General features: G+C 72.4%; 23 protein-coding genes. 10 read left to right on the top strand and 13 right to left on the bottom strand.

The window, feature by feature from the left end; all coding sequences use genetic code 11:
* Window positions 1-18 precede the first annotated feature (18 nt).
* The 4 genes from ACO0E1_RS02535 to ACO0E1_RS02520 are packed head-to-tail and all read left to right on the top strand — an operon-like array spanning window position 19 to window position 3,030.
* On the top strand, window positions 19-501 hold the full coding sequence (locus tag ACO0E1_RS02535; protein ID WP_281267503.1) for a ribose-5-phosphate isomerase: 483 nt from the start codon (window positions 19-21) through the stop codon (window positions 499-501).
* A complete protein-coding gene (locus ACO0E1_RS02530; RefSeq protein ID WP_422872756.1) occupies window positions 501-1,289 on the top strand; it encodes a triose-phosphate isomerase family protein in 789 nt (262 codons plus the stop codon). Before ACO0E1_RS02535 ends, ACO0E1_RS02530 begins: the two co-directional genes overlap by 1 nt.
* Window positions 1,286-2,116, top strand: coding sequence for a sugar phosphate isomerase/epimerase family protein (locus ACO0E1_RS02525; RefSeq protein WP_422872755.1), 831 nt, complete (start codon window positions 1,286-1,288; stop codon window positions 2,114-2,116). Before ACO0E1_RS02530 ends, ACO0E1_RS02525 begins: the two co-directional genes overlap by 4 nt.
* The gene (locus tag ACO0E1_RS02520) at window positions 2,113-3,030 is read left to right on the top strand and encodes a phosphogluconate dehydrogenase C-terminal domain-containing protein (RefSeq protein ID WP_422872754.1); all 918 of its coding nucleotides are present in this window, start codon (window positions 2,113-2,115) and stop codon (window positions 3,028-3,030) included. The genes ACO0E1_RS02525 and ACO0E1_RS02520 overlap by 4 nt, the downstream gene beginning before the upstream one ends.
* 104 nt (window positions 3,031-3,134) lie before the next feature.
* Here ACO0E1_RS02520 and ACO0E1_RS02515 read toward each other — a convergent pair whose 3' ends face one another.
* Window positions 3,135-4,127 carry a LacI family DNA-binding transcriptional regulator gene (locus ACO0E1_RS02515; RefSeq protein ID WP_422872753.1) on the bottom strand — a complete coding sequence of 331 codons (993 nt, stop codon included), beginning with the start codon at window positions 4,125-4,127 and terminating at the stop codon, window positions 3,135-3,137.
* A 150-nt stretch (window positions 4,128-4,277) separates the two neighbouring features.
* Between ACO0E1_RS02515 and ACO0E1_RS02510 the strand changes: the two genes are divergently transcribed.
* Genes ACO0E1_RS02510 through ACO0E1_RS02500 form a run of 3 tightly spaced genes read left to right on the top strand, consistent with a single transcriptional unit; the run spans window position 4,278 to window position 6,861 of the window.
* Window positions 4,278-5,024, top strand: coding sequence for a glutamine amidotransferase (locus ACO0E1_RS02510; protein ID WP_422872752.1), 747 nt, complete (start codon window positions 4,278-4,280; stop codon window positions 5,022-5,024).
* A complete protein-coding gene (locus ACO0E1_RS02505) occupies window positions 5,006-5,692 on the top strand; it encodes a TenA family protein (protein WP_422872751.1) in 687 nt (228 codons plus the stop codon). The genes ACO0E1_RS02510 and ACO0E1_RS02505 overlap by 19 nt, the downstream gene beginning before the upstream one ends.
* The gene (locus ACO0E1_RS02500; protein WP_422872750.1) at window positions 5,689-6,861 is read left to right on the top strand and encodes a M28 family metallopeptidase; all 1,173 of its coding nucleotides are present in this window, start codon (window positions 5,689-5,691) and stop codon (window positions 6,859-6,861) included. The genes ACO0E1_RS02505 and ACO0E1_RS02500 overlap by 4 nt, the downstream gene beginning before the upstream one ends.
* Window positions 6,862-6,911: 50 nt before the next feature.
* Here the strand turns inward: ACO0E1_RS02500 and atzF are convergent, their stop codons facing one another.
* From atzF to pdxR, 12 genes are all read right to left on the bottom strand, one after another.
* Window positions 6,912-8,627 (bottom strand): allophanate hydrolase, encoded by a 1,716-nt coding sequence (gene atzF, locus ACO0E1_RS02495; protein WP_422872749.1) that lies wholly within the window; start codon window positions 8,625-8,627, stop codon window positions 6,912-6,914.
* The gene (locus tag ACO0E1_RS02490) at window positions 8,624-9,676 is read right to left on the bottom strand and encodes a M20 family metallopeptidase (protein ID WP_422872748.1); all 1,053 of its coding nucleotides are present in this window, start codon (window positions 9,674-9,676) and stop codon (window positions 8,624-8,626) included. The genes atzF and ACO0E1_RS02490 overlap by 4 nt, the downstream gene beginning before the upstream one ends.
* Window positions 9,666-10,460 (bottom strand): DeoR/GlpR family DNA-binding transcription regulator, encoded by a 795-nt coding sequence (locus ACO0E1_RS02485; RefSeq protein ID WP_422872747.1) that lies wholly within the window; start codon window positions 10,458-10,460, stop codon window positions 9,666-9,668. Before ACO0E1_RS02485 ends, ACO0E1_RS02490 begins: the two co-directional genes overlap by 11 nt.
* A 42-nt stretch (window positions 10,461-10,502) precedes the next feature.
* On the bottom strand, window positions 10,503-11,972 hold the full coding sequence (locus ACO0E1_RS02480; protein WP_422872746.1) for an amidase: 1,470 nt from the start codon (window positions 11,970-11,972) through the stop codon (window positions 10,503-10,505).
* The gene (locus ACO0E1_RS02475) at window positions 11,969-14,023 is read right to left on the bottom strand and encodes an amidase family protein (RefSeq protein WP_422872745.1); all 2,055 of its coding nucleotides are present in this window, start codon (window positions 14,021-14,023) and stop codon (window positions 11,969-11,971) included. Before ACO0E1_RS02475 ends, ACO0E1_RS02480 begins: the two co-directional genes overlap by 4 nt.
* Window positions 14,024-14,149: 126 nt before the next feature.
* The gene (locus ACO0E1_RS02470) at window positions 14,150-15,166 is read right to left on the bottom strand and encodes a substrate-binding domain-containing protein (RefSeq protein WP_422872744.1); all 1,017 of its coding nucleotides are present in this window, start codon (window positions 15,164-15,166) and stop codon (window positions 14,150-14,152) included.
* Between the two features lie 75 nt (window positions 15,167-15,241).
* Window positions 15,242-16,285: an ABC transporter permease gene (locus ACO0E1_RS02465; protein ID WP_422872743.1), complete on the bottom strand. Its 1,044-nt coding sequence runs from the start codon at window positions 16,283-16,285 to the stop codon at window positions 15,242-15,244.
* Complete coding sequence (locus ACO0E1_RS02460) at window positions 16,282-17,025, bottom strand: ATP-binding cassette domain-containing protein (RefSeq protein ID WP_422872742.1); 744 nt, start codon at window positions 17,023-17,025, stop codon at window positions 16,282-16,284. The genes ACO0E1_RS02465 and ACO0E1_RS02460 overlap by 4 nt, the downstream gene beginning before the upstream one ends.
* Window positions 17,022-18,494, bottom strand: coding sequence for an aspartate aminotransferase family protein (locus ACO0E1_RS02455; RefSeq protein WP_422872741.1), 1,473 nt, complete (start codon window positions 18,492-18,494; stop codon window positions 17,022-17,024). The genes ACO0E1_RS02460 and ACO0E1_RS02455 overlap by 4 nt, the downstream gene beginning before the upstream one ends.
* 3 nt (window positions 18,495-18,497) lie before the next feature.
* On the bottom strand, window positions 18,498-19,448 hold the full coding sequence (locus ACO0E1_RS02450; RefSeq protein ID WP_422872740.1) for a phosphotransferase: 951 nt from the start codon (window positions 19,446-19,448) through the stop codon (window positions 18,498-18,500).
* Window positions 19,441-20,823 carry a M20/M25/M40 family metallo-hydrolase gene (locus tag ACO0E1_RS02445; RefSeq protein WP_422872739.1) on the bottom strand — a complete coding sequence of 461 codons (1,383 nt, stop codon included), beginning with the start codon at window positions 20,821-20,823 and terminating at the stop codon, window positions 19,441-19,443. The genes ACO0E1_RS02450 and ACO0E1_RS02445 overlap by 8 nt, the downstream gene beginning before the upstream one ends.
* Window positions 20,824-20,944: 121 nt before the next feature.
* Window positions 20,945-22,405, bottom strand: a complete 1,461-nt coding sequence (gene pdxR / locus ACO0E1_RS02440) for a MocR-like pyridoxine biosynthesis transcription factor PdxR (protein ID WP_422872738.1) — start codon at window positions 22,403-22,405, stop codon at window positions 20,945-20,947.
* A 58-nt stretch (window positions 22,406-22,463) separates the two neighbouring features.
* On the opposite strand from pdxR, the gene ACO0E1_RS02435 reads away from it, so the two are divergent.
* The 3 genes from ACO0E1_RS02435 (at window position 22,464) to rlmN (ending at window position 25,602) form a co-directional block, all read left to right on the top strand.
* Window positions 22,464-23,204: a pyridoxamine 5'-phosphate oxidase family protein gene (locus ACO0E1_RS02435; RefSeq protein WP_422872737.1), complete on the top strand. Its 741-nt coding sequence runs from the start codon at window positions 22,464-22,466 to the stop codon at window positions 23,202-23,204.
* Window positions 23,205-23,548: 344 nt separating this feature from the next.
* Window positions 23,549-24,328: a C40 family peptidase gene (locus ACO0E1_RS02430; RefSeq protein WP_422872736.1), complete on the top strand. Its 780-nt coding sequence runs from the start codon at window positions 23,549-23,551 to the stop codon at window positions 24,326-24,328.
* Window positions 24,329-24,369: 41 nt separating this feature from the next.
* Window positions 24,370-25,602, top strand: a complete 1,233-nt coding sequence (gene rlmN / locus ACO0E1_RS02425; RefSeq protein ID WP_422872735.1) for a dual-specificity RNA methyltransferase RlmN — start codon at window positions 24,370-24,372, stop codon at window positions 25,600-25,602.
* Window positions 25,603-26,211: the final 609 nt, after the last annotated feature.

Below are 26,211 nucleotides of genomic sequence, written 5' to 3'. Positions count from 1 at the left end.
CCCCTGGAAGGCATCACCATGAGCACGCAGTTCCGTCTGGTCGTCGGTTCCGACGACGCCGGGTTCGACTACAAGGAGATCATCAAGGCCGACCTCGCGAAGGACCCGCGCGTCGCGTCGGTCGTCGACGTGGGCGTCGACGCGGACGGGCACACCGCGTACCCGCACGTCGCCGTCGACGCGGCCCGGATGGTCGCGAACGGCGACGCCGACCGGGCGATCCTGATCTGCGGCACCGGGCTCGGTGTGGCGATCGCGGCGAACAAGGTCCCCGGGATCCGTGCCGTGACCGCGCACGACTCGTTCTCGGTCGAGCGGTCGATCCTGTCCAACGACGCGCAGGTGCTCTGCATGGGGCAGCGCGTCGTCGGGGTCGAGGTCGCCCGCCGGATGGCGAAGGAGTGGCTCGGCTACGAGTTCGACCAGACCTCCGCCAGCGCCGAGAAGGTCGCTGCCATCTGTTCGTACGACGGTTCGGCTCCGGTCGGAACGGACGCCTGATGACGGCCACGGCAGCGCCCCGACTCACGATCGGGGTGTCGCTGAAGATGTACTTCGGGCACGCCCGGACGCTCGAGTGGGCGTCCGCCGTGGCCGACATCGCCCGCGAGCACCCCGCGGTCACGAGCGGCGCAGTCGACCTGTTCGTGATCCCCACATTCCCGTCGCTCGTCCCGGTGCGGACCGTCCTCGAGGGCACGCCGGTGCTCCTCGGTGCCCAGGACCTCGCATGGGCGGACGAGGGTGCGTTCACCGGCGAGGTCTCCGGGCGCGAGCTCGCGGAGATCGGCGTCGACCTCGTCGAGATCGCGCACGCGGAGCGTCGCAGCCTGTTCCACGAGACGGACGACGACGTCGCCGGGAAGGTCCACGCTGCCTTCCGCAACCACCTGCGTCCCCTGATCTGCGTCGGGGAGGTGAGCCGTGGGCCCAGTCCCGAGGCGATCGCGGACGTGACGGCGCAGCTCGACCGGTTCGTCTCGACGGCCGTCGCCGACGGCATCGCCGGTCCGCTGATCGTGGCGTACGAGCCGGTCTGGGCCATCGGCGCGCCGCAACCGGCGCCGGACGACCACATCGTCGCGGTGCTCGCGGGCATCGAGGCGCACCTCGCGACCCGGCCGGAGCTCGCCGGGAGCGTCGCAATCTACGGCGGGAGTGCCGGACCCGGCCTCCTCACCCGCGGACGGGGCGGCATCGGCGGACTGTTCCTCGGCCGCTTCGCGCACGACCCCGAGGCGATCCGCACGATCCTGGACGAAGCGCAGGCGCTGGCGGTGACCGCATGACGTCGCTCCTCGGGCTCTCCACGTACGCCTACTTCTGGCGGATGTCCGACCGTGTGCCGTCGCCGATGTCGCTCGACGACGCGATGCGCGATGCGGCAGCGCACGGGGTCGACCTCTTCCAGATCTGCGACCACCTGCCGCTCGACACCGCGTCGGACGAGCGGCTGGCCGCCATCCGCTCGCTCGCAGACGAACTCGGGCTCGTGCTGGAGGTGGGGACCAGGGGGACCGCGCCGGCGCACCTCGCGCGGTACCTGCACATCGCGGGGGCGCTCGGCGCGACGCTCGTCCGCTCGATGTGGAGTTCCGGCGACGACCTGCCGTCCTGTGACGAGACCGAACGTCGCCTTCGTGAGGCGCTGCCCGCGTACGAGGCCGCCGGCGTGACGCTCGCCCTCGAGACGTACGAGGTCGTACCGACCGCGGACCTCGTCGCCCTCGTCGCAGCGGTCGCATCCCCGGCCCTCGGGATCTGCCTGGACCCGGCGAACACCGTCGCGAACCTGGAACACCCGTCCGACGTCGTCGCCGCGTGCGCCCCACACACCCGGAACTGGCACGTCAAGGACGCCGACTTCACCCGCTCGCCGGGATGGGTCGGGTTCCAGTACACCGGCGTCCCGATCGGCACCGGACGTGTCGACCACGTGGCCATCAGGGACGCGATCGACCCGCACGGCCGAGACATCAACCGGGTCATCGAGTTCTGGCTCCCGTGGCAGGACGCCACCGTGGGCGCAGACGGCGACCCGGCACAGACCACCACGCGCGTCGAGGCGGCGTGGACCGAACACACCATCGAGTACACCAGGAGCAAGGAATCATGACCGACACCGCCATCACCACCCACACCGTCGCTGCCGGGTCCGGTACGGCCGACGTCACCGTCGCCGTGATCGGCGCCGGCGGCAAGATGGGCACGCGCGTCTCGAACAACTTCGCGAAGAGCGAGTACACGACGCTCTACAGCGAGGCCTCGCCCGCCGGGCAGGAGCGCATCGAGGCCCTCGGCCGGTCGCTCACCGACAGCGTCGAGGCGGCCAAGGTCGCCGACGTCGTGATCCTCGCCGTGCCGGACGTCCTGCTCGGCAGCATCTCCGAGCAGCTTGTCCCCGTCATGAAGTCGGGTGCCAGCATCCTGACCCTCGACCCGGCCGCCGCCTACGCCGGGCTGCTCGCGAAGCGCGACGACATCCACTACGCCGTCGCGCACCCGTGCCACCCGTCGGTGTTCCTCGAGCGCACCACCAAGGAGGAGTGGGACGACACCTTCGGTGGCATCGCCGCCCCGCAGGAGGTCATCGCCGCCTTCGACGCCTCGGAGTCCCTCGGTGACGAGGGCGGCACCGCCAAGGCGATCGCCGAGGCCGTCATCACGACCATGTACGCGCCCGTCATCCAGGTGCACTGGGTCACGGTGAAGCAGCTCGCCGTCCTCGAGCCGACGCTCGTCGAGACCATCGCGTGCATGATCGGCGACTTCCTCAACGACGCGCTCGAGGAGACCGTCACCGGTGTCGGCGTGCCCCGCGAGGCCGCCCGCGCCATGCTCTACGGCCACACCTGGATCGCCCTGACGAACGGCCTGCGCGGCTCGAACCCGTTCTCGGACGCCTGCCACATCGCGATGGGCTACGGCCGCGACAAGCTCATCAAGGAGGACTGGAAGCAGGTCTTCGACGACAGCGAGCTCGACAGCGTCATCGCCAAGATGCTGAAGATCGACGCCGTCAAGCGCTGAGTTCCGCGTCTGGCGACAGTTCTCGCGCCGTCGAGCGCGAGAACTGTCGCGCAGCCCGGAACTCGGGGCCGCCCGCGCGACCGCGCGCCCGCACCCCGCCCAGCTCAGGCCGACGCGCGGACGACCAGTTCGGGCGGCAACGTCACCCGCTCGCCCGCGGCACGGGCGGCCCCAGACCGGTCGAGCAGCCGGAGCACCTCGTCCGCCATCCGGGCGATCGGCTGCCGCACGGTGGTGAGCGGCGGGTCGACGTACGGCGCGAACTCCACGTCGTCGAGCCCGGTGACGGCCACGTCGTCCGGCACGCGCACCCCGGCGGCGCCGAGCGCGTGCACGACGCCGATCGCGATGAGGTCGTCCGCGCACACCACCCCCTCCGGCCGGGACGGCAGCGCGAGCAGCGCGGTCCCCGCCGCGATCCCGTCCTCGATCGAGAACCCGCACGGCACCACCCACGACGGGTCGGTCCGGATGCCGTGCCGCCCGCACGCGGCGTCGAAGCCGGCCTGACGCTCCCGGACGGACGAGTTCGACCGGGCAGCGGTGACGAACGCCGCCGACGTGACGCCCCGGTCCGCGAGCCGCCCGACCACCAGGTCCATCGCCGCCCGGTCGTCGATCCCCACCCAGTCGGCGACGGGCTCCGGGACGTGCCGGTCGAGCTGCACGAGGGGTACCCGTGCCGCGGCGGCGACCACGGCCGGGGTGCTCCGGTCGTCGGCGCACGGGCTCACGACGATGCCGTCCACGCCGCGGGCGACCAGTGAGCGGAGGTGCGCAGCCTCGACCGCGGGATCGTCGCGGGCGTCGCAGAGGTAGAGCACGCGGCCGCTTCGCTGCAGCGATCGTTCGACCGCGTCCACGAGGGCGGTGAAGAACGGGTTCCGGATGCTCGGCACGACCATCCCGACGGCGTCGGTGCGCTGCCGGCGGAGTGCCCGGGCGACCCCGTTGCCGGCGTACCCGAGTTCGGCGGCGGCGCGGGTGACGGCCTCGGCGATGCCGGGGGAGACCGTGCGCGAGCGCGACAGGACCCGTGACGCCGTCGTGATCGAGACGCCCGCGCGCGTGGCGACGTCGGCGAGGGTGACGGCCATGCGACCTCCGGGAGACGAACTGGGCAACGATTGCCGAGCCTCCCGGCCCGGTGTAACGCAACCGTAACCCATGGTGAGCCGATCCTGGATAGCGTCGACGGGCAATCGATTGCCAACGCAGTCGCACCGCCCGTACCCCGAAGGACGACCATGGCCCGCATCCTCATCGCCGGCGAGAGCTGGATCACCACCACGACGCACGCCAAGGGTGTCGACGAGTTCACCGTGCACTCCTACGCCGAGGGCGTCACTCAGCTCCGGGCCGCTCTGACGGCGACCGGCCACGAGGTCGTGCACCTGCCCGGACACCTCGTCCCGACCGACTTCCCGGAGACACCGGAAGCGCTCGACGCGTACGACGTCGTCGTGCTGTCCGACATCGGTGCGAACTCCCTGCAGCTGGCACCAGGCGTCTTCGAGCGATCCGTTCCCGGGTTCGACCGGATCGCGACGCTCGCGGACTGGGTCACGGCGGGCGGCGCCCTCATGATGATCGGCGGCTACCTGTCCTTCTCCGGATGGCAGGCGCGCGGGGCCTACGCGGGCACCCGGATCGCCGACGTCCTGCCCGTGGACATCGCGCCGTACGACGACCGGGTCGAGCGACCGGCGGGCTCGGTCGCGACGGTGGCGGCGGCGCACGACGTCCTGACGGGTGTCGAGGGGACCTGGCCGGCGCTCCTCGGGTACAACCGCACCGTGGCGAAGGCCGACGCCGTCGTCCCGGTGACCATCGACGGCGACCCGCTGGTCGCCCTCCGCACCGAGGGAGCCGGTCGCACCGCCGTCTTCACGAGCGACTGCTCGCCGCACTGGGCGCCCCCGGCGTTCTGCGAGGACTGGTCCGGTTACCCGGCGCTGTTCGACGGGCTGGTGCGGTGGCTGACCGCGCGGTGACGTCCGCGCGCCGGAGCGACCGTGTGCTCGCGGCGTCGGCCGGTGCGCTCCGTGCGTCGGCCGACGTCCGGTTCGTCCGCGAGGCGACCGACGGCACGATCGACGACGACGCCTTCGCCGCCTACCTGGCGATCGAGGAGCGCTTCGTCCGCACCGCCACGCGGGTCACCGGGTACCTCGCGTGGACCGCCGAGGACTGGCCGACGGTCGCCGGGCACGCCCGCGCCGTCGCCGGCCTGGTCGGTCCGCAGCTCGGCTGGTTCCGCACGGTCCGGTCGCGATGGCCTGGAGGCCCGGATCGCCTCGCCGACGCCGTGGCGCGGTCCGAGGTGCTCGCCGCACACGTCCTCCGGCTCACCACCGAGCACGGTGCGCCCGGCGCCGTGACCGCGATGTTCGCGGCCGAGACGCTGTACTCCGGGTGGTGCCGGCGAGCGGCGTCGCTCCCGGTCGAGCGGTTCACCGACCTGCGGGTCTGGATCGCGATGCACGCCGCCCCGCCGTTCGTCGCCGGGGTCGAGGAACTCGCCCACGCGGTCGATGCGATCCCCGACTCGGTCGACGACACGACCGTCGTCGGGTGGTTCCTGGACACGCTCGCCGCCGAGGACGCCTTCCACGACGCCGTCTACCCCGCTCTCATCCCTGTTCTGGAGGTCTCCCGATGACCACACCCGACCGTGCCCTCGCCCTGCTCGAGGAGCTCGTGTCCCACGGCCCGCGGTTCCACGGCACGTCCGGGATGGCCGCCGCCGCGTCCTGGATCGAGTCGTCGGTCCAGGCAGTCGGGCTCGACGTCCGCCGCGAGACCGTGTCGCTGCCCGGCTGGCACCCGGGGTCCGTCCGGAGCGTCCGCGTCACGGCCCCCGTCACGCGAGAGCTCCCGGCCTGGCCGATGCTCTGGAGCGCCGGGACCGACGGAGTCGTCTCCGGACGGCTCGAGGTGCTGGGACCAGAGGGCATCTGGGGCGACTCCATCGTCTGGCAGCGCTTCGGGGTGCGGGACGCCTCGGGTCGGATCGCCGCCGTGGTCCACGCCCGCGACGGTGGTCCGGCCGCGCCGCAACCGCTGCCGAGCGGATCCGCCGAGGACGTCGCACACCTGGCGATCGGGCACCTGGACGGGCTGCAGCTCGCGGAGTGGATCGCCGACCACGACGCCGTCGAGGTGTCGGTGACGCTCGACTCCGGACCGCGGGACCGTTCCGAGTCCGACAACCTCGTCGTCGACATCGCGGGCACGGACCCGTCCGCCGGCACGGTCGTCGTCTGCGGGCACCTCGACAGCTTCTACAACACGGTCGGCGCGTACGACAACGGCAGCGGGTCGATCGCGCTCCTCATGCTCGCCGAGCTCTGGGCGACGGAACCGCCGGCGCGGTCGATCCGCATCGTGTGGTTCACCGCCGAGGAGTGGCACCTGCTCGGCTCCCGACACCACGTCGGCCTGCTCTCGGAGCCGGACCGCGATCAGATCGACTTCGTGCTGAACCTCGACGGGCTCGGCCGGGGCGACCACCTCGAGACGTTCGTGGGGCCGGAGGCGTTCGGCTTCGACGTCCGCGACGCGATCGCCGCGCACGCCGATGCAACCGGTCGGACGCTCCGCACGGTGGACCGCTTCCCACCGACCCGCGGCACCGACGACGCGTCCTTCCACGCGGTGGGGATCCCGTCGGTGTTCCTGACGTTCAACGACCTGCACCGGCTGCACCAGCCGTCGGACACCCCGAACCCGGGGATCGCCCGCAACGTCGCGTGGACGGTGCCCCTCGCCAGGTCCCTCGCCGAGACGCTCCCGCGGCCGCGGCGTGCCGCCCCGCCCGCGCTGCTCTGACCCGGTCAGCGCTGCTGGCCCGGCCCGCGCTGCTCTGGCCCGGTCCGCGCTCAGCGCACGGCGAGCCAATCGCGTGCGGCCGTGACGTCCTCGGCGCCGTCGAGCGCGCGCGGTTCGCAGAGGAAGCCGAGCACGTCCGAGCCGTCAGCGAGCTCCACACGACCGATCGTCATGGGCGCGGCGAGCCCGAGTGCGAAGGTCGCGAAGCCGGCAGGAGGGAGTGCCCAGCGTTCGCCGACGATCGACTCGCCACCGGATGCCGTCCGCCACACCCCGGGCTTCGGCGGTGTCGTCGCGAGTCGCGCCATCCGGTAGGCCGGCGCCGTCGAGACCGTGCCGAGCAGTCGTCCGCCGGCGCGCACGAGCTCGTGGTGCAGGGGTTGTCCCGTGCGGTGCGCCCCGAACACGACGAGGTCCACGCTCGGCGCTCCCCACAGCGCGTCGGGCTCCCCGGCCGAGGCGGCGAGCCCGAGCCCGACGGCGAGGTCCGCCAGCGCCAGGTCTGCGAACGCCGGTCCGATCAGGCTCACGCCGACCGGCTCGGACCGCGTGGATCCGACCGCCGGGACCGCGAGGGCGCTGAGGTCGAGCAGGTTCACGAAGTTCGTGTAGGTCCCGACCCACGCGTTCACCCCGACGGGGTCCTCGGCGAGGGCCGCGAGCGTGGGGTGTCCCGGTGCGGTCGGCAGGAGCAGCGCGTCGATCGTCTCCCACAGCGCATCGGTGGTCCGCCGCGCCGCGACGAGTGCCTGCTGATCGCGCACCAGGTCGACGGCGCTGACGTCCATCGCGGGCAGCACGATCCGCGCCACGGTCGGGTCGGCCGCGTCCCCGAGCTCGACGAGCGACGCGCCGAACGCCTGCGCCCGCTCGGCCAGCAGCGCGCCGCCGTAGAGCAGCGCGGCGACGTCGACGAGTGGCGACACGTCGAGCTCGACGAGGTCGGCACCCGCCGCGGACACCGCGGCGACGGTGGCGTCGTACGCCGCGCGCCAGGACGGCGACATCGTCGCGAGGTCCGCAGCGCGGGCGACGCCGATGCGACGACCCCGCGCGGCGAAGGGTGCGTCGCCGGGCCATGCGCGCGGCGTGCCGGACGCGGTCATCACCTCGGTCGCGGTGACGGCGGTCGCCAGGTCCCTGGCGAACACCGACACCGTGTCGTACGACGGTGACGCGGGGACGACTCCGTCGGCGGAGAGCAGCCCGAGCGTCGGCTTGATCCCCACGACGTCGTTGAACGCCGCCGGGACCCGGCCGGAACCGGCGGTGTCGGTACCGAGCGCGACGTCGACGATCCCGTGCGCGACCGCGAGCCCGGACCCGGCGCTCGACCCGCCGGAGACCCGGGTCGCGTCGCCGGCCGCGTGCGGGGTGCCGTACGGGGACCTGGCCCCCACGAGCCCCGTCGCGAACTGATCGAGGTTCGTCTTGCCGACGACGATCGCCCCGGCTGCCTCGAGCCGTGCGACGGTCGGCGCGCTGGTGTCCGGGGTGTGCAGCACGGACGGCGACGCAGCGGTCGTCGGGAGTCCCGCGACGTCGATGTTGTCCTTCACCGCGACGGTCCACCCGGCGAGCGGCAGGACGGCACCGGCGGCGACCCTGGTGTCGACCGCTGCGGCGAGCTCGCGGAGCACGGAGGCCGGGCGGAGCGTGATCCAGATCTCGGGCTGTCCGAGTCCGTCGATGCGGGCGAGTGCCTCCTCGACGGCATCGCGTGCGGTGCGGCGGAGCGTGGTGGTGGTCGGCATGGTGTTCCTCATCGCGAGTTCCATCGGGTGATCAGGTCGGTGTACCGGGTGACGGCGTCGTGCAGGGCGTCCACCGCGACGGACTCGTCACGACGGTGGGCGAGGTCGGTCGCTCCCGGGCCGAGCAGCACGACCCGGTCGCAGCCGAGCGCACCGACCAGGACCGCGGCGTCGGTGAAGTACCCGACGATCCGGTCGTCCGGTTCGATGCCGAGCGCGTGCACGACCGGGTCGTCCGGGTCGAGCAGCACCGCGGGCAGGTCCAGCAGCGGCTCGACGTCGGCCAGGTCGGGCTGGGCACGCCACCAGGCAGCCGGGTCGGCACTGGGCGAGGTCGTGCGGAGGTCGATCTCGGCGACGGCGTGGTCCGGCACGACGTTCACCGCGGTGCCGCCGGAGATCGTCCCGACGTTCAGGGTGTCCCACCCGGTCCCGGACCGCGCGGCGCGGTCCAGCACGTCGGCCAGCCCGGTGATCGCGTCGCGACCGAGGTGCGGCAGGCTGCCGTGCGCGGCGACGCCCTCGGTGACGACGCGGAGCCAGGTGACCCCGCGGTGTCCACGCACCACGCGCCCGTCGGTGGGTTCCGCGACGACCAGGAGGCTCGCCTCCAGTCCGTCGAGCAGGGTCGCCGCCTCTGCGGCGCCGAGACTCCCGGTCTCCTCCTCGACCGTGAAGAGCGCGGCGACCGCCGCGCCGTCCGGAGCGGCATCGAGTGCCGCCACGATCGCGGCGACGCCGCCCTTCATGTCGGTGGTGCCGCGGCCCCAGATCCGGCCGTCGACGAGGTCGGCGCCGAACGGCGGGTGCGTCCACGCGTCGGGGTCGCCGGTCGGGACGACGTCGACGTGTCCGGTGAAGACGGCAAGCGGTCCGGTCGGCGAGCGGGGGACGGCGGCGACGGCGCGGAGGGAGCCGTCGTCGTCGGAGCTCGTGCGCACCTCGTACCGGTCGCCGAGGAGTGCGGCGAGGTGCGCGAGCACCTCGGACTCCCCGGGGGAACCGGAGACGGAGGGGATGCGGACGAGCTGGCGGGTGAGGTCGACGACGTCAGTCGCCACGGTGCGTCTCCAGCGCACGGATCACCTGGATGCCGCGGGACTCGAGCGCGTCCGCGGTGTCGTTCCGGCCGACGGCGTCGGTGACGACCGTCGTGACGCCGTCGAGCGTCGCGACCGGGGCGAACGACACCTGGCCGAGGTGCCGTGCCTCGCAGAGCACGACGACCTGGTCGGCGCTGCCGATCATCGCCGCCTTGAGCCGGGCGTCGGTCTCGTCGAAGTCGCTGACGACGTCGTTCTCGGCGCTGATGCCGGCGACGCTCACCACGGCGACGTCCCAGCGGTGTGCGCGGAAGAACTGCTCGGTGGCGGAGCCGTGCAGGCTCAGCTCCCCGGCCTTGAGCTCGCCACCGGGGACGAGGAGGTGGATGTCCTCCTCCTGTCCGAGGACCTCCATCACCTGCACGCTCGTCGGGGCGACGAGCGCCTGCAGGTGCCGACCGCGCATCTCCATCGCCACGTGGTACGCCTTCGTGCCGAAGTCCATCGCCACGTTCGCCTTGCGGGGGATGAGGTCGACGACGGCTCGTGCCATCGCCTGCTTCTCGGCGACGTTCGTCCGCACCCGGAGGCTGAACGGCGGCTCGAAGCTGCGCCCGGCGGCGAGGACCGCTCCGCCGTAGACCCGGCGTGCGATGCCCTGGGTGTCGAGGTGGTCGATGTCGCGGCGGATCGTGAGCTCGGTCACGCCGAGCTCGTTGCTCAGCGTCGCGGTCTCGACCTTGCCGCCCTGCTCCAGCAGTTCGACGATGCGCAGCAGTCGCTGATCGCGCTTGTCACCCACGTCGTCCCACCCCTCCGTCGGTGATCACTGTAGTGGTCGGCATCAGCCGAGCTCGGGGTGCACGCCGGAGACGCCGAGGATCGCTTCGAGCCGGTCGCCGAGCGCCAGCAGCTCGTCGTCGGCGCCGTACCGGCCGACCACCTGGATCCCGACCGGCAGGTGCCCGGAGAACCCGGCGGCCATCGCGAGCACGGGGTGCGCGGACGGGACGAGCCGGCACGCCAGGCGCTGCCACAGGAAGTACCGGTCGAACGCGACGCCGTCCACCTCGGCGACCCACGGGACCTCGGCCGGGGGTGCGACGACCGGGGCACCGGGGACGACGAACGCGTCGAAGTCCTCGAGGAGCGCCGCCATCTCGGTGTACGCGCGGTACCGGCGGTCGAGGGCGGCGATGATCTGCCCGCTCGGGTAGCCGGACGCCTCGGTGACGTTCCGGACGAAGTCGTCGCGGTACGCGTCCGGGTGCTCGATCGGATCGGTGCCGAGGAGCGCGAACCAGCCGAAGAGCTCGATCGTCTGCCAGGTCTCGTCGAGTCCCTCGGTGTCGAGTTCGACGTCGACGACCTCGACCCCGGCGGCCTCGAGCGTCGCACGGGTCCTGGCGTGCGACTCGCGCACCTCGGCGGAGATCGGCAGCCCGCCGAGGTCGGTGCTCCACGCGACACGGATCGGCCGGTCGGCGTCGTGCGGCGCACCGAGCTCGGTCGCTGCGGCACGGCCGGCGGAGAGCGGGGCGAGCTGATCGGTGCCGGACATCCCGGTGAGGAGCAGTGCGACGTCGCGGCAGTTCCGCGCGACCGGACCGTTCACCGAGTGCGGCTCCCACGACGTGGCGCCCTGCGCGGCGGGCACGAGCCCCGGTGTGGTGCGGAGCCCGACGGCGTTGCAGAACGACGCCGGGTAGCGGAGGCTGCCGCCGGAGTCCGAACCGTCGGCGAACGGCAGCATCCCGGCGGCCACCGCGGCGACCCCGCCCGTCGAGCCGCCGGCGTGCCTGGTCAGGTCGAACGGGTTCCTGGTGATGCCGAAGACGTCGTTCCAGGTGACGGTCCCGACGCCGAACTCCGGCGAGTTCGTCTTGCCGATGACCAGCGCGCCCGCTGCCCGGAGCTTCGCCACGTGCGGCGCGTCGGTCGGCATCGGGCCGCGGTCCGCGAAGGCACGGGAACCGCGGGACGTCGGCATCCCGGCGACGTCGACGAGGTCCTTGATCGCGATGGGCAGGCCGTGCAGCGGACCCGTCGGACCGCCTGCCGCACGGACCGCATCGGCCTCGGCGGCGAGGGCGATCGCCTCGTCGCGCGGCAGCCGGTACACGATGACGTTGACGGCGTCGTTCGTCGCCTCGATGCGGTCGTAGAACGCGCTCATCACCTCGACCGCCGTGAGCGAGCCGTCGGCGATCGCGTCACGGAGGTCCGTGGCGGTGCGCCAGATGAGCGGGGTCGTCGCGGTGGCCGAGGCGGTGTCGGCGGTGTCGGCGGTGTCGGTGGGGCGCAGGGTCGTCACGGGGTGCTCCTGATCGGTTCAGAGACGGTGGGTGCCGCCGAGGTGGCGGCGGGACGGTGGAACGGCAGGTCGAGGACGGCGGCGGCGGCGACGAGCCCGTCCGTGCCGACGGCGGTGAGCAGGACGAGGACACGGGTGGTGCGGTGCAGCCGACGGACCTCGGGGCCCAGGTGGAACCGCGCGGCGGTCGTGCCGGTCGGGGCGACGACGACGGACTGCGTCCCGACCTCGATCCACGTGGCGGCGACGGCTCCACCGGATCCGGTCACGGACGCGGTGACCTCGACGAGGACGCCGCCGTCGGGCTGGACCGTCGCCGTCCCGGTGAGCGACGCCACGACCCCGGGCCGAGCGCCGACCCCGTGGACGGAGCCGGCGGAGCGCACCGCGCCCAGGCCGACCACCTCGGGGAGCCGGGGGCGGGCACGCGGGGCGAGTCGGGCCTCCAGGGCGGCGGCCACGTCGACCAGGTGCGCGTCGGTCCAGGCCGGCCCGATGACGGTCGCGCCGACCGGCATGCCGGTGTCGGCCATGGTGCCCATCGGGATCGTGACGCTCGGGATCCCGACCCGGCGCATGACGTGGTTCATCGTGGAGAACACCGCACCATCGGCCCACGCGGCGCGAGCGGATTCCGGGTCGACGTCGGCGTCGTGCGGGCCGATGTCGGAGTTGGCGGGGAAGGCGACGACGTCGATGCCGGTCGCGGTGAGCCAGTCCTCGAAGAGCTCACGGCGTGCACGGTCGAGCCCGGCGATCGCGGGCGCGGCGGCCTGCGCGACCTCGTCCTCGGACAGCGGCGCGTCACGCGTGATCGCGGTGTAGTCGAACACGTCGCGTCCGGGGTGGACCCGGCCGTTCTCCACGGCGTCGACGGCGTCCGGCGGGTCGGGACGGATCGAACCGGGGGCCAGGTCGGCGAGCCGGACGGGGTCGGCGGCGTGCTCGTCGAGGAAGCGCTGCCACGACGCGGTCACGAGCTCGCGGAGTTCGAACGCGGTCCAGTCCGCCGGGAGGTACCCGGACGCCTCGAGCGATGCCGGCGGTGCGTCGCCGCGCTGCTCGTACGCCTCGACGAGCGGGAACGGGACGGGGACGATGCGGGCGCCGGCGGCGACGAGCTCTGCCTCGAGGTCGTCCCAGAGTGTGCGGATGCTCGGACGGAGCGGGACGCCGCCAGCGTCGCCGCCGTCGCGCGGGACGTACAGCGTGGGGACGCCGATGCGGAGCCCGGCGAGCGGGGCGCTGGCTGCCGCGGGCGGGTGGGACCGGAACGTGGCCGCGACCTCGGCGGCGGGGAGCACGTCGACCGCGTCCTGGCGCCACCAGACGTCGCGCTCGTCGGGGCCGGCGACGACGGCGAGGACCTCGCGGAGATCGGCGACCGATCGGGTGTGCGGCACGACGGTGTCGCGGTACGGGTGCAGTGGCCAGTTGCCGACGCTCGGGACGACACCCCACGACGGCGTGTACGCGACGAGGGCGTTGTTCGACGCGGGCGACCTGCCGGAGGACACGGTCTCCTCGCCGATGCCGAACGCGCAGAGGCCCGCAGCGACGGCGACCCCGCTGCCGATCGACGACCCGGAGTGCCAGGCGGCGGCGAGCCACTCCGGCGAGTACGGGCTGCCGGTGCGGCCGTACAGACCGGCCTGACCGCCGCCGATCGCCATCGGCGGCATGTTCGTCTTGCCGACCAGGACCGCACCGGCGCCCAGCAGCCGTTCGACGACGACCGCGTCGCGACGGGCGACGGTGTGCGCGAACGCCGGCGACCCGGCCGCCATCGTGAGACCGCGGACGGCGAAGCTGTCCTTGACGGTGAAGGGGATCCCCTCGAGCGCTCCCGGCTCGGACCCCGCGGCGCGTGCGGCGTCGGATGCCGCGGCGCGTTCGAGCAGTGCCGGGTCGATCACGGGGACGGCGTTCAGCCGCGGCCCGTCCCGGTCGAGGCGGGCGATGCGGCGGAGGGCGTCGTGCGCGAGCGTGAGCGCGGTGGTGGTCCCGCGGTCGAGCTGGTCGCGCAGGGTGGCGATGGTGGTGTCACGCATCGATGCCTCCTGGGTTCGTGTCACGGGGCCGCGGCGGCGCCGTCCTTGCGGTGGAACCGGGCGCGGGGCGGATCAGAGACCCCGCGCCCGGCTGGGTGCGGGGCAGAGCGCCCCGCACCCGATCGGTCAACCGAGTGCGGAGCAGTCGGTCGAGTAGAGGTACTTCTTGACGTCGGCGTCGTCGACGTTGTCCTTCGTGACGAGCTTCCACGGCGAGTACACCGTCTGCTTCGTCACGTCGGCGGCCTTCGTCTCGCCCTTGACGAGCTTCGCCATCAGCTCGGTCGCGTCGTAGCCCTCGGTGTACGGGTCCTGCGCGACGAGCGCGTCGTACTCGCCCTTCTTCAGCGAGGCGACCTGGTTCGACGCGGTGTCGTAGCCGACGTGCACGATGCCGTCGTCGCCCGACGCCGAGATCGCGTTCGCCGCACCGGTGCCGGCGCCGATGTTCGTCGAGAAGACGAGCTTGACGTCCGGGTTCGCCGACAGCTGCGACGAGACCGTCTGCGAGGCCTTCGCCGAGTCGCCGCCGACGTACTGGATGTCGAGCGCGGTGAGCTTGCTCTCCTTCTCGATGGCGTCCTTGAAGCCCTTCGCGCGGTCGGACTGCACCTGGTTGCCGGGGGAGTCCGTCACGATGACGACCTTGCCCGAGGTCAGCTTGAAGTCCTTGATCGCCTGCACCGCCGCGTCGTAGGACGACTGGTAGTTGTCGGTCCGGATCGACTGGACGTAGTCCTTGTTCGACAGGAACGAGTCGGGCATCACGAGGGGCTTGCCGCTGTCGGTGTACGACTTCAGGGTCGAGTTGAACGCGGTGTTGTCCCACACGGTCAGCAGCAGACCGTCGGGGTTCGTCGCGAGCACCGACTGCAGCACCTGCATCTCGGCGTCGGTGGTGGTCTCCGGGGTGCCCTGGATCTTGAGGGTCACGCCCTCCTTCTTCGCGGCCGCCTGGGCGCCGCAGTACATGGTGCCGTAGAACTCGCCGGTGGACTCGGGGGTGACCATCGCGATGGTCTTCTTCCCGGACGACGAGTCGCCGGTCGCTGCGGTCGAGCCGGTGGAGCAGCCGGCGAGGACCACGGCGATGCCGATGGCCGACGCGGCGGCGAGGACGGAGGTGGTCTTGGAACGGAACACGGGGGTCTCCTAGCAGGGAGGGGGTGGACAGGAGGTGGTGCCGTGGTGCGGGGTGGTTCTCGGACTGCGCTGCCGCTAGGTCGTTCGTCTGTTGCGGCTGCTGCGGTCCAAGCTGACGGCGACGAGGAGCATGGCTCCGATCGCGATGGTCTGGTAGAAGGGCGACAGGTTGATGATCACGAGCCCGGACTGCAGGATGATCGCCAGGAACGCGCCGACGATCACGCCGAGGAAGTTGATCCGGCCACCCGTCAGGGCGGTCCCGCCGATCAACGCCGCGGCGATCGCGGCCATCGAGTCGTTCGTGTGCCCGGAGATGTTCGTCGTCGAGTAGCGCGCCAGGTCGATGAACCCGGCGAGTCCGGCGAGCCCGGCGGACAGGACGAAGATGCCGATGGTGTTCGTGAGGGTCTTGATGCCGACCCGGCGTGACGCCAGGAAGTTCGATCCCATCGCGAGCGTGTGGGTGCCCCAGGCGGTGTACCGGTAGAGCGCCCAGATCGCGGCGAGGATCACGAGGGCCAGGAGCGTCGGCACCGGCAGGGCGCCGATCGTCGCGGACCCGAACGAACCGGCGAGCTCCGCCGGGATCCCGACCAGGTTGACGCCCTTCGTGGCGACCTGGGCGATGCCGGTGGCCAGGGACAGCATGCCGAGCGTGGTGACGAGCGAGTTGATGCCGACCACCCCGACGAACAGGGCGTTCACCGTCCCGAGCACGGCGCCCGTCAGCAGGGCGACCACCAGGCCGACCAGGATGACGACCCCGACCGGGGACGAGGTCCCCATCGCGATCATCACCTGCCCGGAGACGACCGACGACAGGATCAGCACGGCGCCCTGCGAGATGTCGATCTGCCCGGCGGACATGAGCACCGCCTGGCCGGCCGCCAGCAGGAGCACCTGCGACGCGGTGAGCATGATGCCGCGGATGTTCGCCTCGCTGAGGAACGCGCCGCTCGGGGACAGGACCTGGAAGACCGCGATGAGCACGATCTCGACGGCGATGATCTGCACCGCACGGTTCCCGAAGACCCGGGCGACGCCGTGCTTCAGCGCGGGCGCGGACCGCATCGACGTGTCGGATGCCGCTCCGGCACCGGGGGCTGCTGCGGTCATGCTGCTACCTCGTCTCCGACCATGACGGTCATGACGTCGGACACGGAGAGTCCTGCCGGCTCCAGGTCGGCGATGATCGTCCCGTGCCGCAGGATGACGATCCGGTCGGCGAGCTTCAGGACGTTGGGGATGTCGTGCGACACGAGGATCACGCCGAGGCCGTGACCCGCTGCGGACCGGATCGAGTCGAGGACGATGCCGACCTGCTTCGGCCCGAGCGCCGCGGTGGGCTCGTCGAGCAGGATCAGGTCGGTGGCCCAGTTCATCGCCCGCGCGACGGCGAGCACCTGGCGCTGCCCACCGGACAGCGACCCGACGGGGAGTCGCACGTCGCGGAGCGTCGAGATGCCGAGCTTCTCGATCGCGGCGCGGGCCTCGGCGTGCATCCGCTTCCGGTCGAGGAAGATCCCACGACGGAGCTCGTTGCCGAGGAACAGGTTCTCGGTCAGGGACAGGTGCGGAGCGAGGGCGAGGTCCTGGTAGACCACGCCGACACCGAGGCGCTTGGCGTCGGCGAGGCCGGACATCGGCTGTCCGCTGACCAGGATCTGGCCGTGGTCGGCGGTGTTCGAGCCGCAGATGATGTTCATCAGGGTCGACTTGCCGGCGCCGTTGTCGCCGAGGAGCGCGACGATCTCGCCCGCGTGGACGGTCAGGTCGATGTCGCGGAGGGCTCGGACGGCGCCGAAGTCCTTGCCGACGCCGGAGATGCTGAGCACCTCGCGGGGTTCGTCACTCATGCGGTGGGTCCTTCCTGGGGGACGGAGGTGATCACGCGGTCGTAGATGTCGAGGAACGCATCGGCGTCCTCGCGGGTGAAGACGAGCGGCGGGCGGACCTTGAGCACGCGTCCGTCGGAGCCGACCGCCGAGATGAGCACGTTGTGGTCGCGGAGGGCGTTGACGACGTGGCGCGCCCGCGCGGCCGCGCTGCCGGGCGTCCCGGTCGACGCCATCTCGACGCCGATGAAGAGCCCGGCGCCGCGGACGTCCGCGACGAGCCCGGTCGGTGCGGACAGCCGCTCGATGCCGGCCTGCAGGTACGCGCCGACCTCCCGCGCATGGGCGACGAGGTCGCGGTCCTGCACCTCGTCGAGCACGGCCGTCGCCGCGGCGATCGACGCCGGATTGCCGCCGAAGGTGTTGAAGTACCGGTGCCCGGCCGCGTACCCGTCGCTCAGCTCGGCGCCGAGCACGAGCGTCCCGATGGGGAGCCCGCCGGCGAGCGGCTTGCCGCAGGTCACCATGTCGACGAGCGTCGCGTCGTCTTCCTCGCCGGTCCCGGCCTGGAGGCTCGGTGCGGCCCCGTCCCGCCGGCTCGGCCCCGCCTCGGTGTGCCGCTGGAACCCCCACATCGCGTCCCCGGTGCGGCCGACGCCCGGCTGCACCTCGTCGGCGATGACGAGCCCGCCTGCGGCGTGCGCGGCCCGGTACGCGGGGACGAGGAGTCCCGGCTCGCCGGGGAAGATGCCGTCGGTCGACATGATCGAGTCGAGCAGGAGCGCCGCGAGCCCGTACCCGTGGCGGTCGAGGTCCGCAGCGGCCTCGGTGATCGCCTGCGCGAACAGTTCGCCCGCGCGGTCGCCGTCGCGGAACGTGTCGGGAGCAGGGACCGTCCGGACCCACGGGTGCAGCGGCATCGTCGGACCGTTCTCCGGCGACAGTCCCGCGAGCAGCTGGGTGGTGCCGTGGTACGCGTTCTCCGTGACGATCACACCGGAGTTGCCGGTGCGCCACTGCGCGATCGTGACGGCCAGGTCGTTCGCCTCGGACCCGGAGTTCGAGAAGATCACGCGGTCGAGGTGGTCGGGGTGGGTGGCGAGGAACCGCTCCGCGAACGTCACGATCCCGTCCTGCAGGTACCGGGTGTGGGTGTTCATCTCCGACAGCTGCTGGAACACGGCGCGCGCGATGCGGGGGTTGGCATGCCCGACCGCCGGGACGTTGTTGTACGCGTCGAGGTACTCGGTGCCGTCGGCGTCCCAGAGTCGTGCGCCCTCGCCGCGGACGACGTGGACCGGGCGCTCGTAGAACAGCGGGTAGATGTCGCCGAGCACGTCGCGGCGCCGGGCGAGCAGCTGCTGGTCGTCCTCGGGGAGGAGCGCGGCGTCGGCGGGGTCGAACCGGTTGACCATGGCGCTCGCCGCGTCGACCGCGTCGGGCGTCCCGGTCGGCGCCGGCACCGGTGGGGTGTCGAGTTGCTGGTGCACGGGTCAGGCGCCTTTCGTGAGGGTGGAGGTGGTCGGCCGCGGCAGCGTGGCCGTGGCGTCGAGGAGCGCGACGGCGGCGCGGTCGTAGCGGAGCACGTACTCGTCTCGTTCCGGGTGCAGCCGGGCCGTCTCGCGGGCCAGCACGACGGCGGACACGAGTCGGCAGGCGGCGAGCGGCAGGACGACGCCGGTCTCGGTCTCGTCGAGGCCGAGGGCGGTGCCGATGCGGTCGAGGTAGCGCTCGAGCAGCGGGTGGTCGAAGGAGCCGAGCGCGATGGCCAGGTAGCAGGCGGTCACGGCCACGTCGAGCACGCGGGGTGCCTCGATCGCGTCGCCGAAGTCGATGACCCCGCTGACGCGGCCGTCGGCGACGAGCACGTTCGACAGGTTCGCGTCGGCGTGCAGCACCTGACGGGGCATCGCGGCGAGCACCGGCGCGAGCTCGGAGCGGTACACGTCGACCGCCGCGTGCATCGCGGCGCGGTGCCGGACGTCGGCGACCCGGTCGATCAGGTCCTCGTGCGCGGTGACGGCCTCGATGGACCAGTCGTTGGACGCCGGGACGGCCGCGGCGCGGGCGTCGGTCCAGCGCAGCGCGTCCACCAGTGCGGCCTGGACGTCGGCGAGCTCCTCGACGAGCGCCGGCCAGAGGTCGACGTCCTCGAGCGGGATGCCGTCGAGTGCGGTCATGACGAACACGTCACCGTCGTCGGTCGGGGTCACCGCGTCACCGGAGCCGACGCGCAGGACCCGGGGGAGCGGGAGTGCCGGCGCGGTGGTGGCGACGACCTCGAGCAGCGCCGCCTGCATCCGCGCGGTGCCGGACACCTTGAGGACGACCGGGCCCGTCGCGGCGTCGACGAGCACCGTCCGATCGGTCTCCGACCCGGTGTCACGCATCGCCCGGACGTCGGTGACGCCGCGTGCGGTCAGGTGCTGGACGAGGTCAGACACTGGTGTCCACCGTCTCGGCGGCCACCGTCGCGGTGGCACCGGTGTCGGCCGTCCCGCAGCGGTCGAGGATCATCAGGGCCATCGCCTCGATGCAGGTGCGGTACTCGGCGAGGTCGAGGTGCTCGTCCGGTTGGTGCGCGACGCTCAGCTGCCCCGGACCGAAGGTGATCGTCGGCACGCCGGCCTTGATCGGCAGTCCCATGTCGGTGTGGCACGTGACGCCCTGCACCACCGGTTCGATGCCGAGTGTGGCGAGGGCCGTCTGTGGCGCGACGACGAGGGGGTGCGTGTCGTCGGTCTCGCCGCAGTCGGCGTCGACGAGCCAGGTGACGACGGGCGGGTGTGCGGTCAACCAGGCGTCGTCGCCGACGAACTCGCGGACCATGTCCTCGATCTGCGCGCGGACCAGGCCGCCGCCACCGAACTCGTCGAGCTCCGCCGGCAGGTACTGGACGTCGAACCGGATCGTGAACGATCCGGCCCACGACGACGGGTAGGTCCCGGCGTCGATCTCGGCGACGTTCACCTGGCAGGGGAGCGGGACGTGGCGGTGGTTCTTCTCCGGCAGGCCGCGCCACCTGGCGTTCAGGGCGTCGACGGCGTCGAGCAGTGCCCGGCCGTACGAGATCGCGTCGACGGCGCCGCCGTCCTCCCAGCCGGGCTGTTCGATCTCGATGTGGCCGCTCTTGCCGGGGATGGTGATCTCGCCCCAGATGATCCCGCGGCAGAGCGGTGCGACCTGCAGGCTCGTGGGCTCCGGGATGACGATGCCGAGCTCGGGTCGGTACCCGCGGTGGACCAGCGCGAGCGTGCCCATCCCGCCGGTCTCCTCCTCGGTGACCGAACCGAACTCGACGTCGCCGGCGAGCTCGACGCCACTGGACCGGACCGCGCGGATGGCCGCGAGCGCCGCAGCCATGCCGCCCTTCATGTCGCAGGCGCCGCGGCCGACGACCGTGCCGTTCCTGATCGAGCTGGTGAAGGGGCCGCTCGTCCACCCGGGGCCGCCAGGGACGACGTCGCAGTGGCCGAGGAACATCAGCGCGGGGGCATCGGTGTCGCGGCCACCCGAGCGGAAGTGCCCGACGAGGTTCGGCCGACCGGTGAAGTCGCGGTCGGCGAAGTACCCGGGTCCGTCGGCGTGCTCGGCGAGCTCGATGGCCGACGGCTCCCACTGGTCGACCGTCGCGCCGAGAGCCTCCATGTGCCGGCGGAGGAAGGCCTGCACGTCGCCCTCGCCGCTGACCTCGGCCGCGTCGCCGAACCAGGGGCCGACACTCGGGATGTCGATCAGGTCGCGGACGAGCTGCACCGCGTCGTCGAACTGCGCGTCGACGAGGGAGAGGACCTCGCGCTGCTCGGGTGTGATGGCCACCGTGACTCCTGTCGCTGATTCGAACGTTCACGAATCATGTTCGAGAAGTAACCAAAACCACCAGCCGAATGATCGTGACGTTACTTTTCTTCACGCTCACGAAACAGTCGCGAAACGCCGCTCAGCCGGCCCCGAGCTCCTCGAGCAGTGCGTCGACGGCGTGTTCGAGCGCCGGGAGCGCCACCGCGCCGTACCCGAGCACGACCCCGTTGCCGGCCGATCCCCGCGTCACCTCGTAGTCCGCGAGCTCCGCCACGAGGACCCCGCGCGACGCGAGCCGGGCGACGACGTCGGCAGCGGCGGGGCGACCCGGCCACGAGACCACCGCGTGCAGCCCGCCGTTCAGGGCCCGAGCCTCCAGTCCGGACGAGACGGTCGCGCCGGACGCACCGGCCAGCCGTGCCGCGATCAACTCCCGACGATGCGCGTAGTCGCGCCGCACCCGCCCGAGGTGCCGACGGAACGCCCCCGTCCGGAGCAGGTGCGCGACCGCCGCCTGCACGGGCTCCGCGACGACCGGACCACGCGCGACGCGTGCCGCGACCACGGCGTCGGCGACCACGGTGTCTGCTGCTCGATCGCGGTCGGGCAGCACCATGTACGCGCAGCGCAACCGCGGGTCGAAGGTCTTCGAGAACCCACCGAGGTGCAGCACCGACGCGTCGAGCGCTGCGAGGGCCGGGACGGGCTGCCCGCGGTGTCGGAACTCGGAGTCGTAGTCGTCCTCGACGACGAGCGTGCCCGTGTCGGCGGCCCAGGCGAGCAGGCGCTGCCGGTTCGCGACCGGCATCACCGAGCCGAGCGGGTACTGGTGGGTGGGCGTGACCATGACGGCGTCGACGCTCGTCTCCGCGAGGTGTGTCAGCGACATGCCCTCCGGCCCGACGGGAACCGGCACGACGATCCCACCCGCACTCGCGACCGCACGGTGGCCGGAGCGGTAGCCGGGGTCCTCGACGGCGACGCGCGGCGGCCGGCCGAGCGCGTTGCGGAGGGCCTCGGTCACGAGCGACACCGCGTCGGAGGTCCCGGCGGCGACGACCACCCGCGACGGGTCGGGGGCGAACCCGCGGCTCAGCCCGAGCTGCACGGCGATCTGCTCCCGGAGTGCCGGGAGCCCGAGCGGGTCGGACAGTGCGTTCCGGAGCGGCAGGTCCGCCGCCGCCCGCCAGGCGGCGCGCCAGTCCCGCGCGGAGATCGCGGTGACCGCGGGGATCCCGGGGCGTGCGTCGATGACGCCGGCCTCCTGAGCCCGCGCCGCCCCGGAGACTCGCGCAGCCTCGGAGGCCCGCGCAGCCCCGGTCGTACCCGCGCCCGCGCCCGCCGACGGGCCCGACCCCGTGCTCGTTCCCCGCGCCGGGTCCACCGACGCGACGACCCGCGCCGCTGCCCCGTGCCTGGTCCGGATGTACCCCTCGCCGTCGAGCTGCTCGTACGCCGCGACCACCGTCCCGCGGGCGACCCCGAGCTCGGCCGCGAGCACCCGCGTCGACGGCAGAGCGTCGCCGGCGCGGAGCGTCCCGTCGTGCACCATGCCGCGCACCCGGGCGACGACGCCGGCGGTCTTCCCGAACTGGTCCATCGCACTCGATCCGATCTGGACTACTGACTGGTCCACTCTCGAACCTAGCGTGATCGCTATGACCAGCACCCCCGCCGTCCCCTCGATGTCCGTCCGCCGGAAGCGCGACCGCCAGGCCACCGATCCCGAGGCCCTCCGCGAGGTCCTCGCCGAGGCCTTCGTCGCCCACGTCGGCCTGGTCCGCGACGGCCACCCGATCGTGCTGCCGTTCCTCTGCGGCGTCGGCGACCTCGGTGCCGGGCCGGTCCTGCTCCTGCACGGGTCGACCGGGGGCGGCCTGTTCCTCGATGCCGGAGCGGATGGCGTGCCGGTCGCCGCGACGGTGACGCACCTCGACGGCATCGTCTTCGCCCGCTCGACCTTCGACAGCTCGGCGAACTACCGGAGCGCCATGATCGCGGGACGCGCGACCGTCGTGCCCGCCGAACTCCGCGCCGAGGCACTGTGGCAGGTCAGCGACCACCTCATGCCCGGCCGCCGTGACGAGGTACGCGAGATGACGGCCAAGGAGGTCAGGCAGACCCAGGTGCTGCAGGTCCCGCTCGCGCACGCGAGCGTGAAGATCCGGTTCGCCGGCGTCGGCGAGGCCCCCGCGGACGGCGAGGACCACGGCGTCTGGGCGGGCGTCCTGCCGGTCGCGCTGCGCGCAGGCGCCCCGATCGCGGGGGACATCTCGGGGGACGCGCCGGTCGACGCATCGGTCGTTGGGCTGGCGGCGCACCTCGACGACGTCGCGGCCGACCGGGAGGCCCGACTCGCCGCCGTCATGCGGCCGACGGTCGACGAGCCGGTCGGCTGAGGAAGCTGGGAGACCGGGCGGTTCCTGTGACGGCCCGCAGGGACTCGCCGGTCTTCCCCAGCCGGGATCAGGTTCGTGACCAATACGTTATCTTCCCGAGTCGCCGTTCCCGAGGGCGCGATCGCACCGCTGCGACCGTGCCCGTGCACCACCGCTCGACGGCTCGAGACCCGGAAGGAACCATGGGACGCCACGCCCTACCCGCAGCAGCCGACGACCGTCAGCCCGCGCCGCCCGCCGCTCCGACTGCTCCTCCGACCTCCCGTGTACGCGGCCGACGATCGGCATCGGGCCCCGTCACGGCCCGCTCCACCTACGTCGAGCACGCGAAGCCAGCTCGGGTGGTGGCGCTCACGCAGACGTCCTCGGCGCGGCCGGTCGCCGTGGCCCAGCCGGCCGGCGCCGCCTTCGTGTCCCGCTCCGGCTCGCTCCGAGCGGAACGTGCGCTCGATCCCCGGCACGTGCGTCGCGCGACGAACGCCAAGCGTGCCGCGATCCTGCTCGCGCCGGCGCTCGCGTTCACCTCGGCGCTGACCCTGTCGATGCCCGCGAACGCCGCGACGCCGGACGTCACCGCCGCGCAGACCGTGTCCGCCGCCGAACCGCTCCAGAACTACACCGTGGCGCACGACGTCCAGGTCCCGATCACCACGACCGACGGCATGAGCGCGACGACCACGACCGTCGTCTCCTACCCGACGCTCGTGACGCGCTTCGGCGTGACCACGGCGCAGGCGCAGGCGGCACTGTCCACGGCGCTCTCCGCCGGCGGCGACCGCGCGACGATCCTGTCGACGGCCCTGCAGTACCTCGGCGACCCGTACGTCGAGGGCGGGGCGAGTCACTCGGGCATCGACTGCTCCGGGCTGACGATGGTGGCGTACCAGGCGGTCGGCATCCAGCTGGCGCACTACGTCCCGACCCAGGACGCGGTCGCGACGACGATCCCGGAGTCCGAGGCGAAGCCCGGCGACATGGTCGTGTACGACAACGAGGACCACGTCGGCCTGTACCTCGGCGAGGGTCTCGTGCTGCAGGCGCCGCACCCCGGCGAGGTCGTCGACATCGTCCCGATGTACGCCGCCGCGCACCACTTCGCCCGCCTGTTGCCCGCCGGTTCCTGACCGGACGCCGGCCCGTGCCACGCGTCCCGTAAGCTGGAGTGATGGCCGCCGACACCCGAACCCCGTTCGAAGAGCAGCGCTCTGCTCGCCCGCAGGTGCGCCCGCGCACCGAGGGCTGGACCCAGGCCACCGACGGCGAAGGCCGTCCGCTCCTGCAGTTCGCGTCGCCCAAGCGCGGCAAGCCGCCGGAGCACCTCGCCGACCTGTCGGTGGAGGAACGCGAAGCCAAGGTGGTCGAGCTCGGGTTGCCGAAGTTCCGCGCCAAGCAGCTGTCGACGCACTACTTCACGCACTACTCGTCCGACCCGACGACGATGACCGACCTGCCCGCCGCCCAGCGCGAGCAGCTCGTCGCCGGCATGCTCCCGCCGTTGCTGACCGAGACCCGGCGTCTCGCGACGGACAAGGGCGACACGATCAAGTTCCTCTGGAAGCTGCACGACGGCGCGCTCGTCGAGTCCGTGCTCATGCGGTACCCGGGGCGCATCACGCTCTGTGTCTCGTCGCAGGCCGGCTGCGGGATGAACTGTCCGTTCTGTGCCACGGGGCAACAGGGCCTGACGCGCAACATGTCCACCGCCGAGATCATCGAGCAGATCGTGCGCGCGAACGCCGCCATCGCCGCCGGGGAGCTCGGAGGAGACCCGCGCAAGGGCGGCAAGGACCGCGTCGATGCCGAACGCGTGACGAACATCGTGTTCATGGGCATGGGGGAGCCCCTGGCGAACTACAAGCGGGTGATGGACGCCGTCCGGACGATGGTGGCGCCACAGCCGCACGGCCTCGGCATGAGTGCCCGCGGCATCACGGTGTCGACCGTCGGGCTCGTCCCCGCGATCAACAAGCTCGCCGACGAGAACATCCCGATCACCTTCGCGCTGTCACTGCACGCGCCGGACGACGAGCTCCGCGACGAGCTCATCCCGGTCAACTCGCGGTGGAAGGCCGACGAGGCGATCGACGCCGCCCACAACTACTACGTCAAGACGGGTCGACGTGTCTCGATCGAGTACGCGCTCATCAAGGACATGAACGACCACGCCTGGCGGGCTGACCTCCTCGCGGAGAAGCTCAACAAGCGCGGAAAGGGATGGGTGCACGTCAACCCGATCCCGCTCAACCCGACGCCCGGGTCGGTGTGGACCTCGTCGGAGGTCCACGTGCAGGACGAGTTCGTCCGCCGACTCAACGCCGCCGGCATCCCGACGACCCTCCGCGACACCCGTGGCAAGGAGATCGACGGGGCCTGCGGGCAGCTTGCCGCTGCCGAGTAGTCGGCCGTTCCACCTCGAAGGGCACAGTGCGTTCGCGCACTGTGCCCCTCGTCGTTCCGGGGCTTCCCTCGTCGTTCGGGGGACTCCGCCTCGCGCCGCGCCGATCGAGTGCGCAGACGTGGCGACCCGGAGTCCCTGCACGTCGCACCATCCGCGCTCTCGATCGCACTCGCGCCGGCCGCGGGAATCGAGTGCGCAGACGATGCGCGTCCGGGGCCAGACTGGCCGCCACTTCTGCGCACTCGGGCCGATCGCGGCGCCTGGCCCGAGCGGGCGGACGCGCGACACGCCCGGGGGGAGCGACGGTTGGCGGGGCCCCCAGGGCGTGTGTAGAGTAATCACTCGTTGCCGCTGAGGCGGAGAACGGAACGGCCGAGACGGACACCAGGGTGCAAGCCCCGGGAGTCGCAGTCCGGACGGGTTCCCGCACTGGCAACCACACCCCCGCAGAAGTCGAAGTGATTCGGCATGCTCGGGGGAACAAGAACGAATGCCTCTCTGGCGGAACCTCTTTCGGGGTCGAGCGGGGAGTGCGTCTGGTCCTTGAGAACTCAACAGCGTGCACATTGTCAATGCCAATTTATTGACCCCGTTGCCTTCACTTGTGGA

Origin of the sequence: Curtobacterium guangdongense (assembly GCF_049341845.1) — a bacterium.
GTDB lineage: Bacteria > Actinomycetota > Actinomycetes > Actinomycetales > Microbacteriaceae > Curtobacterium > Curtobacterium guangdongense.
Note: the sequence above shows the minus strand (reverse complement) of the source record. Positions and strands in the feature narration are given on the sequence as shown.